Source organism: Streptomyces tardus (assembly GCF_018101125.2).
GTDB classification, from domain to species: Bacteria; Actinomycetota; Actinomycetes; order Streptomycetales; family Streptomycetaceae; genus Streptomyces; species Streptomyces tardus.
Genome location: NZ_JAELVF020000001.1, coordinates 223,873 through 242,247, shown reverse-complemented (window position 1 = coordinate 242,247; position 18,375 = coordinate 223,873). Strand labels below are relative to the sequence as shown.

Annotated in this window: 15 protein-coding genes, 1 pseudogene and 2 riboswitches; of the genes and pseudogenes, 7 read left to right on the top strand and 9 right to left on the bottom strand. The window is 69.7% G+C overall.

Going from position 1 to position 18,375, the window contains the following annotated elements:
* Positions 1–121 precede the first annotated feature (121 nt).
* Positions 122–1,357: an MFS transporter gene (locus JGS22_RS01005; RefSeq protein WP_211038749.1), complete on the top strand. Its 1,236-nt coding sequence runs from the start codon at positions 122–124 to the stop codon at positions 1,355–1,357.
* Between the two features lie 62 nt (positions 1,358–1,419).
* Here the strand turns inward: JGS22_RS01005 and JGS22_RS01000 are convergent, their stop codons facing one another.
* The 4 genes and pseudogenes from JGS22_RS01000 to JGS22_RS00985 form a co-directional block, all read right to left on the bottom strand.
* Positions 1,420–2,283: a hypothetical protein gene (locus JGS22_RS01000; RefSeq protein WP_211038747.1), complete on the bottom strand. Its 864-nt coding sequence runs from the start codon at positions 2,281–2,283 to the stop codon at positions 1,420–1,422.
* Between the two features lie 9 nt (positions 2,284–2,292).
* The gene (locus JGS22_RS00995; RefSeq protein ID WP_211038745.1) at positions 2,293–2,649 is read right to left on the bottom strand and encodes a hypothetical protein; all 357 of its coding nucleotides are present in this window, start codon (positions 2,647–2,649) and stop codon (positions 2,293–2,295) included.
* Positions 2,639–4,321 (bottom strand): AbeC-like domain-containing protein, encoded by a 1,683-nt coding sequence (locus JGS22_RS00990; RefSeq protein WP_308405453.1) that lies wholly within the window; start codon positions 4,319–4,321, stop codon positions 2,639–2,641. The genes JGS22_RS00995 and JGS22_RS00990 overlap by 11 nt, the downstream gene beginning before the upstream one ends.
* A 661-nt stretch (positions 4,322–4,982) precedes the next feature.
* A pseudogene (locus JGS22_RS00985) lies at positions 4,983–5,189 on the bottom strand (helix-turn-helix domain-containing protein); the annotation flags it as partial.
* Positions 5,190–5,545: 356 nt separating this feature from the next.
* On the opposite strand from JGS22_RS00985, the gene JGS22_RS00980 reads away from it, so the two are divergent.
* Entirely contained in the window at positions 5,546–6,583 is a 1,038-nt protein-coding gene (locus tag JGS22_RS00980) for a CPBP family intramembrane glutamic endopeptidase (protein WP_211038740.1), read from the top strand.
* Between the two features lie 293 nt (positions 6,584–6,876).
* On the opposite strand, the gene JGS22_RS26905 is transcribed toward JGS22_RS00980, so the two are convergent.
* Complete coding sequence (locus JGS22_RS26905; protein ID WP_211038738.1) at positions 6,877–7,497, bottom strand: TetR/AcrR family transcriptional regulator; 621 nt, start codon at positions 7,495–7,497, stop codon at positions 6,877–6,879.
* Positions 7,498–7,725: 228 nt separating this feature from the next.
* On the opposite strand from JGS22_RS26905, the gene JGS22_RS00970 reads away from it, so the two are divergent.
* Entirely contained in the window at positions 7,726–8,271 is a 546-nt protein-coding gene (locus tag JGS22_RS00970) for a hypothetical protein (protein ID WP_211038736.1), read from the top strand.
* 240 nt (positions 8,272–8,511) lie between these two features.
* Here the strand turns inward: JGS22_RS00970 and JGS22_RS00965 are convergent, their stop codons facing one another.
* The 4 genes from JGS22_RS00965 to gcvT all read right to left on the bottom strand — a co-directional run bounded on the left by JGS22_RS00965 (position 8,512) and on the right by gcvT (position 13,115).
* Positions 8,512–9,894 carry an L-serine ammonia-lyase gene (locus JGS22_RS00965; protein ID WP_211038734.1) on the bottom strand — a complete coding sequence of 461 codons (1,383 nt, stop codon included), beginning with the start codon at positions 9,892–9,894 and terminating at the stop codon, positions 8,512–8,514.
* Between the two features lie 128 nt (positions 9,895–10,022).
* On the bottom strand, positions 10,023–11,303 hold the full coding sequence (glyA, locus tag JGS22_RS00960; protein WP_211038732.1) for a serine hydroxymethyltransferase: 1,281 nt from the start codon (positions 11,301–11,303) through the stop codon (positions 10,023–10,025).
* A 94-nt stretch (positions 11,304–11,397) separates the two neighbouring features.
* Positions 11,398–11,775, bottom strand: coding sequence for a glycine cleavage system protein GcvH (gene gcvH / locus JGS22_RS00955; protein ID WP_211038730.1), 378 nt, complete (start codon positions 11,773–11,775; stop codon positions 11,398–11,400).
* A 188-nt stretch (positions 11,776–11,963) separates the two neighbouring features.
* Entirely contained in the window at positions 11,964–13,115 is a 1,152-nt protein-coding gene (gene gcvT / locus JGS22_RS00950) for a glycine cleavage system aminomethyltransferase GcvT (RefSeq protein WP_211038728.1), read from the bottom strand.
* A gap of 30 nt (positions 13,116–13,145) precedes the next feature.
* Positions 13,146–13,253: riboswitch (glycine riboswitch) on the bottom strand.
* Positions 13,254–13,364: riboswitch (glycine riboswitch) on the bottom strand. It lies immediately after the preceding riboswitch.
* Positions 13,365–13,610: 246 nt separating this feature from the next.
* Between gcvT and JGS22_RS00945 the strand changes: the two genes are divergently transcribed.
* The 4 genes from JGS22_RS00945 (at position 13,611) to JGS22_RS00930 (ending at position 18,326) form a co-directional block, all read left to right on the top strand.
* The gene (locus JGS22_RS00945; protein WP_216814797.1) at positions 13,611–14,381 is read left to right on the top strand and encodes an ATP-binding protein; all 771 of its coding nucleotides are present in this window, start codon (positions 13,611–13,613) and stop codon (positions 14,379–14,381) included.
* Positions 14,382–14,609: 228 nt separating this feature from the next.
* The gene (locus JGS22_RS00940) at positions 14,610–15,407 is read left to right on the top strand and encodes an enhanced serine sensitivity protein SseB (RefSeq protein ID WP_211038724.1); all 798 of its coding nucleotides are present in this window, start codon (positions 14,610–14,612) and stop codon (positions 15,405–15,407) included.
* A gap of 176 nt (positions 15,408–15,583) precedes the next feature.
* Complete coding sequence (locus tag JGS22_RS00935) at positions 15,584–16,354, top strand: enhanced serine sensitivity protein SseB C-terminal domain-containing protein (RefSeq protein ID WP_308405451.1); 771 nt, start codon at positions 15,584–15,586, stop codon at positions 16,352–16,354.
* Between the two features lie 313 nt (positions 16,355–16,667).
* Complete coding sequence (locus JGS22_RS00930) at positions 16,668–18,326, top strand: ABC transporter substrate-binding protein (protein ID WP_211038723.1); 1,659 nt, start codon at positions 16,668–16,670, stop codon at positions 18,324–18,326.
* Positions 18,327–18,375: the final 49 nt, after the last annotated feature.

Below are 18,375 nucleotides of genomic sequence, written 5' to 3'. Positions count from 1 at the left end.
CCGGGTGTACACCCTGCTCCGGCCGTGCGTCCTGCTCCGGCCGTGCACTCTGCTCCGGTCCTGCGTCCTGTCCGGCTTTCGGGCCTCGCTACGGTCGTATGCGCCTGAGCGGCGGTCCGAGATGACGGCGGCTGGGGAGGGCACCGGCATCGGCGTGGTGGCCGGGCTGCGGCTCGCGATCCTGGCGCTCGGCACCTTCGTCATCAGTACCGGCACATTCGTGCTGGCCGGCCTGTTGCCGGCCATCCAGCGGGAGTTGGACGTCAGCGCCGCCCAGGTCGGTCGGCTGACCTTCGCCTTCACTCTGGCGTACGCGGTGTGGGCGCCGCTCTCCGGTGTGCTCACGCGCCGCTGGGACCGCCGCCTGACGCTGGTCGCCGGCCTGACCCTGTTCGCTGCGGGTACGGCGCTGACCGCGATGGCCTCCTCGTACTCCGACATGACGCTCTCCCGCGTGCTGGCGGGCGCCGGCGCCGGAATGTTCACCCCGGCGGCCAGTGCCTCGGCGGTCGAGCTGGTGCCGGTGCGGTGGCGGGCACGTGCGGTGGCGGCGGTGATCGGAGGACTGGCGGCGGCCACCGTGCTCGCCGTACCCGTCGGCAACGTCGTCGGCGAACTGGCCGGCTTCCGGCCGGTGTTGTGGTCGGTCGTCGGCCTCTCGGCGGCGGCCTGCCTGGCCCTCGCCGCGCTGCCCGCCCTGACCCCCGCGCCGGGAAGCGGTGCGAGAGCCGAGGTGGTGGACTGCGCCCGGGTCGCAGGCCCGCTGCTGCTCGTCTCGCTGCTGCTCTCGGTGGCCGACTTCGCGGTGTACACCTACGTCGTGCCGCTGCTCGACCACCTCATCTCCGCCGGTCCGGCCGTGGTCGCCGGGCTGCTCTTCCTGTACGGCTGCGCGGGCGTGGCGGGCAACCTGCTGGGTGGCCAACTCGCCGACCGCTGGGGGCCGCGCCGCACCGTGGTCACCTCGCTGGTGCTCCTCGGTCTGTCCACGGCGGCCATGCCAGGCGCCCGGCATCTCGCGCCGGTCGCCGTGGTCGTGGTGGTCTGGGGCGTCAGCGGCTGGATGGTCGTACCGGCGCTGCAGAGCGAGCTGTTGACGCTCCGTCCGGCCGCGGCCGGGCTGCTCGCGACCGCCAACGCCTCGGTGATCTACGCCGGCATGGCCCTGGGCAGTCTCCTCGGCGGCGTCGTCCTCTCCGCCGGCTCCGCTGCGGCGCTCGGCCCACTCGGGGCTGCCTTCGCCCTGGCCGCCCTCCTCCTCCACCTCACCGGCCACCGCCGCGCCACACGAGCCCCGGGCCCGACGGCCGGCACCCCGGCCCCCGGTCCCCTCGCAACCGACCGCGCGGTGCGCTGAACCGGCGCCCCAGCAAGGAGGTTGGTCGCCGGGCGGACGGTCGCGACAACGGTCGAAGCGAGTCAGGGGCTTCCCAGCCTGCCGCAGGACGCGTTGGGGGAGCAGAAGTGCTCTGCGGCTGAGGTTGCCCTCCACCTCGCCCGTTGCGCGTCTCCACCGTCGTGTTCCACGAGCACCCGGTAGAGGTTCCCGTCGTCCGCCTTGAAGTGGATGTCGACGCGGTGGGGTCTCGGGCCGCTCGGCTCGGTGAGCACGTACTCCATCCGTTTGCCGTGGAGGGCGCCGGAGTGGAACGGCTTCGGATCGGGAGGTGAACTGAAATTCCCGGCGAACTCGGTCAGGTCCTTGACGGATTCATCGACGGTGGGCTCGCTCAGACGGAGGACTCGGAGCACCTGATTCGCCTCGACAAGTTTGCTGACAGCGCGGTCCTTGTACGTGACAGTGAAGAGATCGCTTCCGGGCACGTAATGCTCGACCCGTCTCCAGCCCTGGGGAATCACAGTGCTGAACCCCTCTGTCGGGTCCGCGACCGCTTCGTATCCGTCGGGAACACCGGGAGCGGGAGGTGTGGAGGGCAGGGAGGACGGATCGCCGCCGGGAGGCGGCCCGGTGGCCGAGGGGGACGGCGAGCCGGAGTCGGTCGGGAGCGGAGAGTCGGAGGGGGAAGGAGAATCGGAGGAGGCGGGCTTCTTCGACTCCTCGCCCGACGGGCCCTTTGTGGCCAGCGCGACGACCACCACCACGACGACACCGATGGCCACGACCGCAGCCACCAACGCTCGGAGGTCAACCGAACGGGAAGCGCCGAGCCGCCCCTTCGAAGCCGTTGTGCGGGACGCGTCCGTGACGACGGGCGTGCCGCGACCGCCGCGCTCCTCCCACTGCTGCGCGTCCTCGTTCCAGTAGCGCTCCGACTCACTCATCCCGCCGGCTCACAGACCCAGCAGACCTGCGACGGCCCCCGCCGACGCCAGCACGGTGGCCAGGGAGGCTTCGGAGCTCAGCAGCTCCCGCAACCGCGCCAGACGACCCTCGCCCGCGCTCCCGGTGCGGGCGATCTCCTCCTCCGTGTCGGCCAGGGTCGCGTCCAGGTCGGCGGTCTGCGGACTCGCCCGAACACGGGTCAGGTCCGCCCTCAACTCCCGGACCGCAACGAGGAGCTCCTCGCTGCTCTCGTCGCGTGTTCCGGCGCCGTGATTGGTCTCGGCCCGTGCGTGACTGCCGATGGCGAACGTACTGCCGGAGACGTCGCCGATGTTGACGTGCGGCTGGGTGTGGTCACTGGCCACTGCTGGCTCCCCTCGGGGACGGCGACTGCGCGCCGTCGGTGGTGGCGTGCGCGTGCGTGCCGACGGCGAAAGTGCTGTCCACGACGGAGTCGATGTTGACGCCGCCGTTGCTGACGTGGATCACCTTCTGCGTGAACTCGTCCGTCTCGTAACCGGCTTCTGCGAGTGCGGTCTTCACTCCGTAAGCGATGCGGTCCTGAATGCTTTTCAGATACCGATCGACGTCCATGGTCTGGAACAGCGAACCCTTCGGCTCCGAGGCGAGTTCGCGCACCGAGAGGGCAGGCCCGTCCGTCTGCGACCGGTCGTCCTCACCGGTCATTCGACGCCAGGCGCTGAGACCTTGATGGCCCAACGTCATCAGGGCACTTCCCGGCGCGCCGGCCACCATGGTGAAGATGTGGACCGCTTTGCCGAACCTGTTCACGTCGGCGAACCGGTAGAGCAGATGGTCGGCGTCCTTGAAATCGGCCCGCACCGGCAGAAGCGTGTGCGGCGCGACCTCGAGCATCAGCATCCTGCCCTGTGTGTGGACCCGTACGAACACGGTGACGACCAGGCCCTGTTCCCACCCGCTGACTCTGATCCGCAGAAAGTGACGGCGCATCTCGCCGCCCTCCTCGGTCGCGCGTGCCCGGTGCTCCTCGAACGAGGCACGGTCGTACGGCGCCTCCTCACGGCGGCGCAGCCCCTCCATCGGGAGGAAGACGCACTCGTCGATCTCCAGCTGACGCAGGCGGTCCCGGACGGGATGGCCGTCCCTCTGCGAGGAGCCGGCCACCTCGCGCAGCTGCTCGATGTACGGCCGCACCGCCGCGAGGACGGCGGCGTTCCCGATCGGTCGGCCCGCGCCCGGGCGCTCCTGCCGCAGTTCGACCGCCAGGGACCAGGGGTCACGGGCGACGCCGGCGCCGCAGAAGGGGCGCGCCTCGTGGTACATGACCAGCGGCGAGTGCTGCTCGCTCCGGATGCGGCGCAGAACCCAGGACAAACGGGGTTTCCGGGCCCGCTCCGCGGGATCTGCGGAGACGTCGGAGAACACCCGCGCGGAGAGGTCGCTGCGGAGCAGCTGGACGAACTGCAGCTGCCGGCCGGCGACACACGCCCCCAGCGCCAGCAGCACCAGCAACCCGAGCCACGCTTCCAACTGGTCGGGAGGTAGGAGCGCTTCGGGGAACAGATCCCCAAACTCGAAGCCCGTTTCCTGTTCGTCGTTCTGCAGAGTGCCCGTACCGTCCGCACCGGCATTGTTCGCGTCGATATCACTCGTTTTGGTCTGCTCCGCGTCCGCGCTCTTCCCCTCGGAGTCCTTCACGTCATCATCCGTTGACACGCCCAGTGCCTGCCACACCGTGACGAGTACCAGCCAGGTGAGGAGCAGCCGGCTGAACCAGCGCAGAGCGAAGGACGACAGGCGGCGGCGACGGCCCGGCGAGCTGAGGGCGAGCCGATCGGCATGGGCGCTCAGTGTCAGCAGCAGTCCGGGAAGGATCAGGATCAGCATCCAGGTGCCGGTGGCGGCCACTCCGATGGCCATGAGGGCGGTCACCGCCAGGGCCCAGGCCGTTGCCACCCGCCGCGCCTTGAGTGCGTGGGTCAGGACGCGGGAGGCGTCGAAACCGAAGGAGGGCGCCACGACTCGGTGGTCGTTGCGGTACAACGTGTCGATCACCCGGTCGCGGTACCGGTGATCCAGATACGTTCCCGCGCACAGCAGCCTGCTTGCTTCGCTTCTCCGTGCAGCCTCGGCCTCTGCGGGGGTGCCCGCCGGTGAGGGGGCCTGCGGCTGTGGCGGAACCTGGTGGGTACGCAAGGCGCTCCCTGTCGGCCTCGATGCGAAATACCTGACACGACAAGGCTATTCAGAGCGCAAGAACCGAAGGGCGAATTCGAGCAGCATCATCTGTGCGCTCTTCTGCGAGCGGGTCGGTAAGTCGATCTGGTGCTCCAGGGGCGGCCGAGCACTCCTGTGACGTGGCCGGCCCGCGGAGTGCGGAATTGCGCCGCGATCGAGTTTCTTCATTTGTGTCATTCAATGATGATCGCCAATACGAAGACGGCCCCGCGACAGCAAAGAAGGCCAGGACCGCTTCTCTGTTGCACCGCGACAATGGTCGAGACTGGCGCAAGCGGGAACGCGGGGTAGTCCGAGGGCGAGAAAGCGGCGCCCAGCGCTCCACGGGCGGCGGACCCAGCCGACTTCGGCGGTCTCGGCCGGCCTCGCCGGTCTCGGCCTGTCGACTGCGCGCACTCAACGTGCTTGCCACACCGGCCGGTTGAGGGATCGTCACCCGCAGAGCGGCGCGCCCCTGCGCGGGCTTCACCCGGCGTACTCAGCCCCGCCCGTCTGTCGAGAGGCGGTGTCGACGGCGGTGGTCGCTGGGCAGTGATCCGGTTTCGCGGCGGAAGCCGATGCGGAAGTTGGCGGCGGTGCCCAGGCCGGAGGCCGCCACGATGCGTTCGATGGACCTGCCCGAGGTCTCCAGGGGGCGTCGGGCCACCAGCACTCGCTGCAGCGTGAGCCGGCGCACGGGCGGAACCCCGGTCCTCGCCGAACCGGCGAATGAAGGTGCGTCGCGACATCGCCGCGTGGCAGGTGGCCCGGTCCACGGTCAGCGGCTGTTCCCGACGCCGCGGGGCCCAGGTGTGCGTCTCGGCCAGGTCCGCGCGGGGCGGGCTGAACACGTCCACGTACTGCAACTGCTGCTTTTTTCTAGCATGGTGGTGCTAATATAGCTCCACGCGGGTCCGCCGGCCGTGCTGCACGCGGCCGGCGGACCCGCGGGTTCAAGGGGGCCGATCGACTTCAGTTGCTGGGGGAGGAACGCTCGTCGGCTCCACGACAGCGCACCCACCATCTCGCGCGGCGCATGCCGTACGAGTCGAGGAGAAGCACATGCCACGAGACCACCGCCGTCCCCGCTCATCCATACCCGCGACGAACGGGAGCGTCGTTGACGGCGATCGCGAGGGCTCGGAGTCCCTGCCTTCGGGGCCGACCGAATACCATCGGTTCCTGCTCGCCCCTGACTACCGCTGGTGGAAAGCGGTGCTGGCGATCGTGCTGATCCCCGTCGCCTATGTCGTGAGCACCTTCACGCTCACCTGGGGACTTGTCTTCGTCTCGGAGTCGTTCGACCTCGGCCTGGTGCCGCCGGAGACGCCGGGCGACGGAGTGGTGACGATGAGCCCGGCTCGGCTGCTCGCCAGTAATCTCGCCATCGCACTGATGGTCCCGGTTTCCCTCGGTCTGCAGCGGCTCCTGTTCGGGCAGTCCGGGCGATGGATGCACTCGGTGCACGGCCGTTTCCGGTGGAAGCTCGCGCTGACCCTGGCCGGCGCACTGGTGCCGGTGTGGATCGCGTACGGCATCGTCTGGACCACCCTGAATCGCGAGGCGGCCGGTGTCAGCGGGCCGCCGGCCACGCTGATGAGCACCTTTGTTCTGTTCGTGGTCGTGCTGCTCACCAGCCCCCTGCAGGCCGCCGGTGAGGAGTACGCCGCGCGCGGTCTCCTGGCGCGAAGCTTCGGCTCCTTCGCCAAGCAGCCCGCACTCGCCCTGCTGTTGGCTCTGCTTGTGCCGAACCTGATGTTCACCGTGATTCACGGTCTGGCAGACCCGTGGCTGGTCGTCTACACGTTCGTCGCAGGGTTTGCGTGTGCGGTGATCACCTGGCGCACCGGCGGAATCGAGGGGGCCGTCGTGCTGCACGCAGTGAACAACACCATCCTGTTCCTGGTCGCCTCCTTCTTCTCCAGCGAGGTCACCATCGACCGCAGTTCCGGACACGGTGAGGCGATGGTGCCCGGAATCATTCTGATGGTGCTGGCCACCGCAGGGGTCTGGCTCTGGGCGCAGCGCCGTGCTGTCGCCCGGCTCCGCGGATCCGTCCGCCGACCACCCGGCGAGCCGGTGAACTCCCGGATGCATTGATCGGCTCTGCCCATATGACACAAGGCGCTGCTGCAAGCGTTCAGTTCGCCGTCGGACAGTGCGTCGACAGGGTGGCTCATCGGTCATCGATCCCCGGAGATCCGTCAAGCGGCGGGAGGACGCCCGTGGTTTCCAACTTTCCGGACCGTACGGGGCTCTTCGGGTCCGATGTGCAGCCGGTGCGTCGTCGGTGGGTCGGGGTGAGTGTCGAGGCGTTCGGGCCAGCGGTTCCCACGCCTTCTCGCTGAAGGGCCTCGGGCGTGCGGCCCGTCGTCGGCGGCGACGACGGGCCGTCAGGAAGTCGGGGCGGACCGGTCGGTGATCGGATACGCGTCGCGGAGACGCTGTACGGATGACGTCACCACGGCGCGTACGTCGGACTCCTGCAGGGGCGCTGAGAGCAGTGCGGAGCTCAGTGAGAAACCCTCGGTGAGGGTGACCAGGAGGAGCGCTTCCCGTCGGAGCGCTTCCTCGTCGACTGCGCGGTCGGCCAAGAACTCGCTCAGGATGGAACGAATCGCCGCTTCTGCCGCGACAGATGCCGCAGCGATCTCTGCTCCGATCTCCGGGTCGGTGCGCCCCAGCACTCGGTATTCGACGAGGGCGGTGTTCTCTTTGCGTTCCTGTTCGGTCGTCGGCGCGGCGAAGGTGATCAAGTTGATCATTCGGGTCGCCGGGTCGCTGGGCAGCTCGGGGGCGCGATTCTGCGCGCGCTGGACCAGGACGCTCAGCGTGAAGCGCATCACCTCGGTCAAGGTGTCCCCGAAGTAGTGCCGGATACTCCCGATCGCGAAGCCGCTCCGGGCGGCGATGCGAGCGAGGGTGATGGATCGGAGGCCGTGCGCGGCGATCTCCTCGATCACTGCGTCGGCGACTTCTTCCCTGCGAACGTCCGGATCAACTCGTTTGGGCACGCCTCCAGTTTAGCCGAAGCCAGCATGGGCGTGCTAGTTTTATAGCATGACCATGCTACAAGGTGTGTGCCTTCCCTCGCTGACTCGCGCGTGTGCGTCGTGAGCGGCCGTACCCGTCACGCAGAGGACCCGTGGGGGCTTGAGGCAACCGATGGGAGCTCGGAGGAGGAGTGGTGTCCCGCCCCGGCTCCGGGGGCGGAGCTTCCTCCGTTTCGCCCGTCCCTTTCGTTGCAGCGCACGCGATTCACGGCCGATCTCGCTGACGAGTCGATCGCGACGGTCGATATCGATCACGCGTCGGGCCGCGCGTCCCTCTACCGAAACAACCGGCATGTGCGCACTGCCGAGATGCCGACGGGGTTCACTCTCGGATCGGAGCGGATCGAGGTGGCCGTGAGTCCGTACGGCATGCGCAGGATCTGTCTGACCCGTGCCGATGGCGCTCAAGAGCGTCTCGACCCGGCGCCGGGTACTCCCGAGCACTGGCGCGAACGCCTCTCCCAGCGGCACCCGAAGGTCAGTCGCGCGACGGCCGTTGGTGCCGTGGCGGTGCTGGTGGTGAACCTGGTCCTGCTCGCACCGCAGCTGCTCGAGGTGGTCGCCCACCTGTCGGTCCGGTCCGATCGGTTCCCGCCATCTGTCTCTCCGGTCAGTCTGCCGGTGTGGTTGAACACGATCCTCACCGTGACCGCGGCGCTCGCGGCGACCGAGCGAGCGCTCACATTCCGGCACCACAGGATCGTGGACATCGAGACCGAGGGACTCAGCCCCTGACCTCGCGAAATCGAGGGTCCGCGCAGGGGGTCGGCGATCCCCCGTCCGGCCGGACGGCGCGTGTCGAGGGGCCGGACCGTCCCCGTGCGCGGATGGAGCGGCAAACAGCGGACGCATCACGGGACTTCTCAGGCACTTCCGTGTCTGTTCCGGAGAGCGCCTCCGGGGCCTTCTCTGCTGTGCGAGCGGAGGCGGCCCCGGTGGCGGGAAGCGGTGAACGCTTCCCGCAGAATCCTTTGTTCAGCACTCGATGATGTTCACCGCGAGGCCGCCGCGGGCGGTCTCCTTGTACTTGACGCTCATGTCGGCGCCGGTTTCCTTCATGGTCTTGATCGCCTTGTCCAGGCTGACGTGGTGGCGTCCGTCGCCGCGCAGGGACATACGGGCGGCGGTGACGGCCTTGACGGCTGCCATGCCGTTGCGCTCGATGCAGGGGATCTGCACCAGGCCGCCGACCGGGTCGCAGGTGAGGCCGAGGTTGTGCTCGATGCCGATCTCGGCGGCGTTCTCGACCTGTTCGGGGGAGGCGCCGAGGGCCTCGGCGAGGGCGCCGGCGGCCATCGAGCAGGCGGAGCCGACCTCGCCCTGGCAGCCGACCTCGGCGCCGGAGATGGAGGCGTTCTCCTTGAAGAGCATGCCGACCGCGCCCGCGGTGAGCAGGAAGCGGACCACTCCGTCGTCGTCGGCGCCGGGCACGAAGTTGGCGTAGTAGTGAAGGACGGCCGGGATGATGCCGGCGGCGCCGTTGGTGGGGGCGGTGACGACGCGTCCGCCGGCGGCGTTCTCCTCGTTGACGGCCATGGCGTAGAGGGTGATCCACTCCATCGCCAGCGCGTCGGCGCGGCCCTCCGCGCGCAGCTGCCGGGCCGAACTCGCGGCCCTGCGGCGGACCTTGAGACCGCCAGGCAGGATGCCCTCCTGGCTCATGCCGCGGCTCACGCACTCCCGCATGACCCGCCAGATCTCCAGCAGACCGGCCCTGATCTCGGCCTCGGAGCGCCAGGCCTTCTCGTTCTCCAGCATTAGCGCGGAGACCGACAGGCCGGTGTCCCGGGTGAGTCGCAGCAGTTCGTCGCCGGTGCGGAAGGGGTACTTCAGCGGGGTGTCGTCGAGCTTGATCCGGTCCTCGCCGACCGCGTCCTCGTCGACGACGAAGCCGCCGCCGACCGAGTAGTACGTCTTCTCCAGGAGCGGGCGTCCGGCCTCGTCGTAGGCGAAGAGCGTCATCCCGTTGGCGTGGTACGGCAACGAGCGGCGGCGGTGCAGGATCAGGTCGTCCTGGAAGTCGAAGGCGATCTCGTGGCTGTCGCCTATGTCGGCGGCCAGCAGCCGAAGCCGCCCGGTCTCCTTGATGCGCGCCACCCAGGTGTCCGCCGCCAGCACGTCGACGTCCTGCGGTGCGTGGCCCTCCAGCCCCAGGAGTACGGCCTTCGGAGTGCCGTGGCCGTGCCCGGTGGCGCCGAGGGAGCCGAACAGCTCGGCGCGTACCGAGGAGGTGTGGGCGAGCAGGCCCTCGTTCTTCAGTCGGCGGACGAATATCCGCGCGGCGCGCATCGGGCCGACCGTGTGAGAACTGGAGGGGCCGATGCCGATGGAGAAGAGATCGAAAACGGAGATGGCCACGGGGGACTCCTTCGTCGGCTCGTGGACCGCAGGGGTGGTGCGGGGCGGTTCGGTGGTCCGGGCCCGGGTCGCTCCGCGCGAGAGGCGGAGCGACCCGGAATGGTCCCGGCCGTCAGGGAGTCGACGTGTCAGCGTCCCTGGACGAGGTCCGGGTAGAGCGGGTGCTTCTCGGCGAGCGCCGAGACGCGGCCGGCCAGCGACTTGGCCTTGGCCTCGTCGAACCCGGGCTTCAGCGCCTCGGCGATGACGTCCGCGACCTCGCGGAAGTCCTCGGCCGCGAAACCGCGGGTGGCCAGTGCCGGGGTGCCGATCCGCAGACCCGAGGTGACCATCGGCGGCCGGGGGTCGTTGGGGACGGCGTTGCGGTTGACCGTGATACCGACCTCGTCCAGCCGGTCCTCGGCCTGCTGACCGTCGAGCTCGCTGTGGCGAAGGTCGACCAGGACGAGATGGACGTCGGTGCCGCCGGAGAGGACCGAGACGCCGGCGTCCACGGCGTCGGGCTGCGTCAGCCGCTCGGCGAGGAGCTTGGCGCCCTCCAGCACCCGCTCCTGCCGCTCCTTGAACTCCTCGGTCGCCGCGATCTTGAAGGAGACCGCCTTCGCGGCGATGACGTGCTCCAGCGGGCCGCCCTGCTGGCCGGGGAAGACCGCGGAGTTGATCTTCTTGGCGTGCTCCTTCTTGGAGAGGATGACACCGCCGCGCGGGCCGCCGAGGGTCTTGTGGGTCGTGGTGGTGACCACGTCCGCGTACGGCACCGGGTTGGGGTGGAGCCCGGCGGCGACCAGACCGGCGAAGTGCGCCATGTCGACCATCAGCAGCGCGCCGACCTCGTCCGCGATGCGGCGGAAGGCGGCGAAGTCCAACTGGCGCGGGTACGCGGACCAGCCGGCGATGATCAGCTGCGGGCGCTCGGCCCTGGCCAGGCGCTCGACCTCCTCCATGTCGACCAGGTTGGTCTTCTCGTCGACGTGGTAGGCGACCACGTTGTAGAGCTTGCCGGAGAAGTTGATCCGCATGCCGTGGGTCAGGTGGCCGCCGTGTGCCAGGTCCAGGCCCATGATCGTGTCGCCCGGCTTGAGCAGCGCGAACATCGCGGCGGCGTTGGCCGAAGCGCCCGAGTGCGGCTGGACGTTGGCGGCCTCGGCGCCGAAGAGTTCCTTGACCCGGTTGCGGGCGATGTCCTCGATGACATCGACGTGCTCGCAGCCGCCGTAGTAGCGGCGGCCGGGGTAGCCCTCGGCGTACTTGTTGGTGAGAACGGAGCCCTGCGCCTGGAGGGAGGCCACCGGAGCGAAGTTCTCCGAGGCGATCATCTCGAGGGTGGACTGCTGGCGGTGGAGCTCGGCGTCGACGGCGGCGGCGACGTCCGGGTCCACCTCGTGGAGTGAACTGTTCAGAAGCGACATCAGAACTTCGAGTCCGATCTGGGTCGGCTGGACGGACGGGTTCGGCGAAGGCGGTCAGCCACCGGTGAGGAGGCCGAGGTGCCGGCGGACTGGGTCAGCCCCCGGCGAAGGCGGTGTACTCCTCGGCGGAGAGCAGGTCGTCCGGCTCGCCGCTCACCTTCACCTTGAACAGCCAACCGCCCTCGAACGGGGCGGTGTTGACCAGCGCCGGGTCGTCCACCACGTCCTGGTTGATCTCCGTGATCTCGCCGGTGACGGGCGAGTACAGGTCGCTGACGGACTTGGTCGACTCCAGCTCGCCGCAGGTCTCGCCCGCGGTGACCGTGTCGCCGACCTCGGGGAGCTGCACGAAGACGACGTCGCCGAGCGCGTTGGCGGCGTGCTCGGTGATGCCCACCGTCGAGACGCCTTCCGCGGCGTCCGACAGCCACTCGTGCTCCTTGCTGTAGCGCAGCTGCTGGGGGTTGTTCATGTCTGGATTCTCCCGGAAGAAGGATGGTGAGGGTGGAACGGTCTGCCTGCTGGGACGACCGCGTCGGTCGGCACGCACACCCGCACGCGGGCACGACGGACGGCACCAGTCTGGCTCAGTGACCGCGTCCGTGTGACGCGCAGGTGCGCGGGACCGGTCGGCCCGGTTCGTCCCCGAAGCGCGGTGGTTCAGCGCTGACGCTTGTAGAACGGCAGCGCGACGACGTCGTACGCCTCGTGGCTGCCGCGGATGTCGACCGCGACGCGGCTCGCTCCGTCCTCGTTCGGCTCGGCGAAGGCGGCGTCGACGTAGGCGATGGCGATCGGCTTGCCGAGGGTGGGGGAGGGGGCGCCGGAGGTGACCTCACCGATGACCGTGCCGTCGGCGGCCGAGACGACCGAGTAGCCGGATCGGGGCACCCTGCGGCCCTGTGCGACGAGACCGACCAGCTTCCGCGGCGGGTTCTGCTCAGCCTGCCGGGCGGCCTCCTCCAGCGGCCCGCGGCCGACGAAGTCACCGCCGTTGGTCTCCTTCTCGAACTTCACCACCCGGCCCAGCCCCGCGTCGAACGGGGTGGTGGCGCGGGTGAGTTCGTTGCCGTACAGGGGCATTCCGGCCTCCAGCCGGAGTGTGTCCCGGCAGGACAGCCCGCAGGGCACGACGCCCGCGTCCCGGCCCGCGTCCAGCAGCGCCGCCCAGACCTTGTCGGCGTCACCGGGGGCGAGGAACAGCTCGAAGCCGTCCTCGCCGGTGTACCCGGTGCGGGCGATCAGCGCCTCGACCCCGGCGACCGTTCCCGGCAGCCCGGCGTAGTACTTGAGACCCTCCAGATCCGCGTCGGTCAGCTGCGCCAGCACACCGGCGGCCTCCGGCCCCTGGATCGCCAGCAGCGCGTACGCGTCCCGGTCGTCGCGCACAGCGGCGTCGAAGCCGGCCTGGCGGGCGACCAGCGCGTCCAGCACGGTCTGTGCGTTTCCGGCGTTGGCGACCACCATGTAGCGCGGGGTGTCCTGCTCGTCGGCCAGGCGGTAGACGATCAGATCGTCCATGATGCCGCCGCGCTCGTCGCAGATCATGGTGTAACGGGCGCGGCCCTGCGCGAGCCTGGAGAGGTTGCCGACCAGCGCGTGGTCGAGCAGCAGTCCGGCCTGCGGGCCGGTGACCGCGATCTCACCCATGTGGGAGAGGTCGAAGAGCCCGGCCCTGGTGCGTACGGCCTGGTGCTCGTCGCGCTCGCTGCCGTACCGCAGCGGCATGTCCCAGCCGGCGAAGTCGGTCATGGTCGCGCCGAGGGCGCGGTGCACGGAATCGAGCGCGGTGAGACGGGGATTTTCAGTCATTTTCAGGCTCCCAGGCAGGGGGCGGACATGTCCTCCCCATCTGTCATCGGAACCTGAGAGGTTCGCCTGATCCCCTGTACGGGGCCCGGCTTGCACCTTGGGTGGGACGCCCGGGGGACGCCCGCTTTTCAGATCTGCCTCGCCCGCGCGGTACGGGGCCTGAGAGATTCAAGGGAGGACTTGCTCCTTCGGCGCCCCCGGTCCACTGGCGGTGCCAGAGGCGGTGGGGGACTCTCCCGCGCGGATTCGAACGGCCGGTATGCAGTTGGCCGCTTCATCATGACACGGAGACGCACTGCTGCGGCACCCCCGGCCTGTGGCACTCTGCCCGAGGTCGACTGCAGCGGTCGGACACCGGGTCCGGCAGGCCACAAGCGCGACGCCCAACTCGTGCGTGGGCGGCGGGAATCGGCGGTGCGCATCATGCGAGCGGTGGACGGGCGAGGACAGGACCGACACCCGGACAAGGGGCGTGCTCACATACGGCGCTCGGACGTGCCCGACCGCGCCGGGCGGCAGGCGGACGCCGGCGATGCCCGCCCGGCGCTCCGCGGCGAGGTCCGCGCGGCAGCGGTCCGGGAGGTTGCGGTGCGGGACGTCAGAGGCGTACGCGGTGCCGAGCTGTGCTGGCCACCGGGCGACATCGTGATCCTCTCCGGGCTGCCGGGAGGGGGGAAGTCGACGCTGCTGCGCCGCTTCACCGCACCGACGGGGCCGCTGCACCTCATCGACTCCCAGGATGTGCGCGAGCGGCTGGAGCGGGCGGTCGGGCGGATGCCGTACGCCCTGCTCCGGCCGCTGGCGCGGGTGGCGCACTACCTGCGCCTGTGGTGGGTGCTGCGACTGCCGGGAGCCGGCGTCGCGGTGCACGACTGCGGGCAGTGGGGCTGGGTGCGACGCTGGCTCGGCAGGGAGGCCGCTCGACGCGGCGGGCGGGCGCATCTGCTGCTGCTCGACGTCAGCGCGCAGGAGGCCCGGGCGGGGCAGTGGTCCCGCAGCCGCGGAGTCTCCGAAGGGGCGTTCGACCGTCATGTACGGGCGATGGCCGCGCTCCACGCCGAGCTGTCGGCGGGACGGCTGCCCGTAGGCTGTTCGTCGGCGCTGCTGCTGGACCGCACCGCCGCCGCGACGCTGCGCCGGGCCGCGTTCGAGAAGGGCGCGCACGCGGTCGGCGGGCCGCCGGGCCCCTCCCTGGCGCTGCCACCCGTCGACAGGCGGCCCGGCGGTCCTTCGCTGCCCGGCCCGCGCTGCTCCCGCACGCCCTGAAGGACGGCCTCCGGCACCCGGCACCCGCGCCCGGGCAGCCGCGCGTCCCGAGGGCTGCGGCTCCCGGCTCCCGCGGGCGGCCGTCAGTCGCCCGGCGGAGGCGGGGGAGTGCGGCCCGCCGTGCGCCTCCTGCGGTGCGCACGGGAGCCGGCCGAGCGCCCGCCGGGGGTGCGCCCGGCGGGCGCACCCCGTGCCCGAAGGCACTGCGCGCGGGCTAGGGTTTTGCCCATGACCGCATCTCCGCAGCCCGCGCAGCCGCACCAGCCACACCCCGTCGGACCGGGGCACGGTGGCGGCTGGCCGGGGAACGAGCTGGAGGAGACGCTCGCGGCGGCGCTCGGTTCCGCGCACGCGGGCGGGCGTCTGCTGGAAGTGCTGGGCCGCAGCAGTTTCTGGGTGCCGCTGCCCGAGGGCGGAGGCCCGGAGAGCGAGAACCTGGAGCTGCCGACCGTGGAGCTGGACGGCAAGCCCTATGTGCCGGTGTACAGCTCGCTCCAGCAGTTCCAGGCGTGCGTGCGGATGGACATGCCGTGTGCCGTGGTGCCGGCCCGGGAGTTCGCCCGAGGGCTGCCGCCGCGGCTGGGCGTCGCGGTCAACCCCGAGGGTGCGGTGGGTGTTCCGCTGCCGCCCGAGGCGGTCGCCGAGCTCTGCAAGGAGGGCGGCGGGGACGTACTGACCGGTGCCCGCGGCGGCGCGCGGGTGCGCCTCTTCGAGCCCGACTGGCAGGACGACCCGGTCGACTTCCTCTCCGCGGCCGGCCGGGAGTTCGCCGGGGTGGCCCAGGTGCGCACCGCCCGGCGGGGGTTGGCGAGCGTCGAGGGCGAGGCGCCGGCGCTTTTCGTCGGCGTGGAGCTCGACCACCTGGAGCCCGGTGTGCGCCAGCAGGCCCATGACGCGCTCGCCCGGGCGTTGAACCTCCACCAGATCAACTGGACCGTGCAGCTCGTGCTTCTCGACGCCGCCCACGACCCGGTGGTCGACTGGATGCGTCAGTGCGTACGGCCCTTCTACGTGCGCGCGGACTGAACCGGTGCGGGTGGAGCGGGACTTCACCGGCCGACCGGGTCGGGATGCTCAGGCGCGGATGAGTATCCGAATGAGTACCCCGGGCCCGCGCCTCGCGCCTCGTAAGCTGGTTGGATGTCGGGGCGGGGGCACGCCGGTGCCCGGTGGCAGGTACGAAGCGGAGAAGGGCGGCCGACGTGAGCGCGGGTGAGAGCGTCGAACAGCTGCTGCACCAGGTGACTCCTGGCAGATACGACGCGTACGAAGCGCTGCTGGGCGCGTTGGGCGCCGGCAGGCTCTGGATGCTGCTCTGGCACGGCAGCCCCGGCACCCCGGACGCCCAGTTCGGCAACATGGAGGTGGCCGGCCACGGCTACGTCCCCTGTGTGACCTCCGCCCAGGAGCTCGCCGTCTCCGGCTGGAGCCGGTCCCACGAGGTGTCGACCGGTGCGGAGATCGCCGCCGCGCTCTACCCGGGGCGGTGGGGCCTGTGGATCAACCCGCACGCACCCGGCGGCGGCGTCGGGGTGCCGTGGCTGGATCTGCGCCGGATCCACGGCGGCCTCGACCTGCTGCCCGCCGGACCGCTGCGGATCAGTGAACCGAGCCTGGAGATCCCGCACTTCTACGCCCAGCTCACGCACGGCGCGCAGTACACGCCCGCGGTGCGCAGCCTGCGTCGCGCCTGGGTGCAGCCGGCAGTCGGCGCCGCGTACCTGGCCATCGGACTGGACCTGTACGACAGCGGCCACCAGTCGGTGGAGGCCGTGCGGCAGATGATGCGTCAGGCGGTCGCCTCGGTGCCCGAGGGGCTGCCGGTGTCCACCGTGGTGATGTCGGACGAGTACGACCAGGTGGCCATGTGGCTGCGGGCCAGCGCCCGGCCGTTCTTCGACCGCGACGCCCAGGGCGCGCCCGCCACCGCCGCGGCGCCCGGATACGGGTACGGCTACCCGCGCGCGTACTGAGAGCGGACGGCATCTCCGGCGACGGGGCGCCCGGCCAACTTCCTTGCGCGGGGCACGGGTCGGGAATTCCGTGGCTTTCGTCCAGGGGCGTTCGGGCGACCCGAAGGGCCTTTCATAACGGCTTCATTACTGCCCGGCGCCTTGTTCATGACGGTCCGAATGGGCGGTATGGGCAGGTAAACGACAACTCTGCGCGGGCCTCTGGTCTCAGCTCGGTATCACCGACATGCGGACGGTTCACACCTATGTGGATGCACAGTAATGTGCGGGCGACTAGAGCTCCTGCACCACCACTGACCCCTGAGGTGGACCCATGCGTAAAACCAGATCGAGGGTGGCCCGTACGCTCGCGGCAGCCCTTGCGGTCGGTGTGATCGCCACTGGTTGTGCCAGTGAACGAGGCGACGACAACGGCGACAAGCCGTTCGTGTTCGGCGCCGCTGGCGACCCCGATTCTCTTGACCCGTCCATCTCCAGCGATGGCGAGACCTTCCGGGTCACACGTCAGTCTTTCGAAGCCCTCATCGAACACGAGCCCGGCGGCACGGAGTTCAGTCCGGGCCTGGCCACGAAGTGGTCGAGCAACAAGGACGCCACCGAGTGGACCTTCGACCTCAAGAAGGACGTCGAGTTCCACGACGGCGAGAAGTTCAATGCCGACGCGGTCTGCGCCAACTACGACCGCTGGTACAACTGGACCGGCACCTACCAGTCCGACCTGCTGTCGTACTACTGGCAGAAGGTCTTCGGCGGCTTCAAGAAGAACGAGAACGACAGCCTCCCGGCGTCGAACTACGTCGGCTGCGAGGCCAAGGACGAGCACACCGCCGTCATCAAGGTGAAGAAGGCGACCGCCAACCTTCCCGGCGGCTTCTCGCTCCAGGCCATGGCGATCCACTCGCCGAAGGCCATCGAGAAGTACGAGAAGGAGAACGCCTCCGGCAGCGGCGACGCGATCAGCCGGCCCAAGTACACGCAGGAAGCGGGCACGGTCGCGGGCACCGGTCCCTTCGAGGTCGAGAAGTGGAACAAGGGCAACAAGGAGATCACCCTCAAGAAGTTCGACGGGTACCACGGCGACAAGGCCAAGACGGACACCCTCGTCTTCCGGACCATCGACACCGAGGACGGCCGCAAGCAGGCCCTCGAGTCCGGTGGCATTCAGGGGTACGACCTGGTGGCGCCCGGTGACGTGGCGAGCCTGGAGAAGGAGGGCTTCCAGGTTCCGGTCCGCAAGGTGTTCAACCTCTTCTACGTCGGAATGGCGCAGGAGAAGAACCCGGCGCTGAAGGATAAGAAGGTCCGCCAGGCCGTCTCGCAGGCCATCGACCGGCAGAACATCGTCGACACGCAGCTGCCCGAAGGCGGAAAGATAGCCTCGCAGTTCGTGCCCGACACGATCGAGGGCTACTCCGACAAGGTTCCGGAGATCAAGCACGACCCGGAGAACGCCAAGAAGCTTCTGAAGGAAGCCGGCGAGGAGAACCTGACGGTCGACTTCTGCTACCCGACCGAGGTCACCCGCCCCTACATGCCGGCGCCGAAGGACATGTACCAGATCATGCAGAAGGATCTGGAGAACGTCGGCATCAAGGTCAAGACCCACCCGATGAAGTGGAACCCGACCTACTCCGACAGTGTCCGCGACGGCAAGTGCGGTCTGTACCTGCTGGGTTGGACCGGTGACTTCAACGACGCGTACAACTTCCTCGGCACCTGGTTCGCCGAGCCCCTGAAGGAGTGGGGCTTCAAGGACAAGAAGGTGTTCGACGCGGTGAAGGACTCCGGCTCCGAGCCGGACCTGGAGAAGCGCGTCGAGCTGTACAAGAAGGCCAACGAGGTCGTCATGGACTACCTGCCCGGCCTTCCGGTCTCCTCCTCGCCGCCGTCCATTGCGTTCGGCAAGGACGTCAACCCCCCGAAGGTCTCCCCGCTGACGCAGGAGAACTTCGCGGAGGCCTCCTTCAAGTAACAGCAGATTGCGCAGGTCCGCCCGGCCACGGCACCACTCGTGGCCGGGC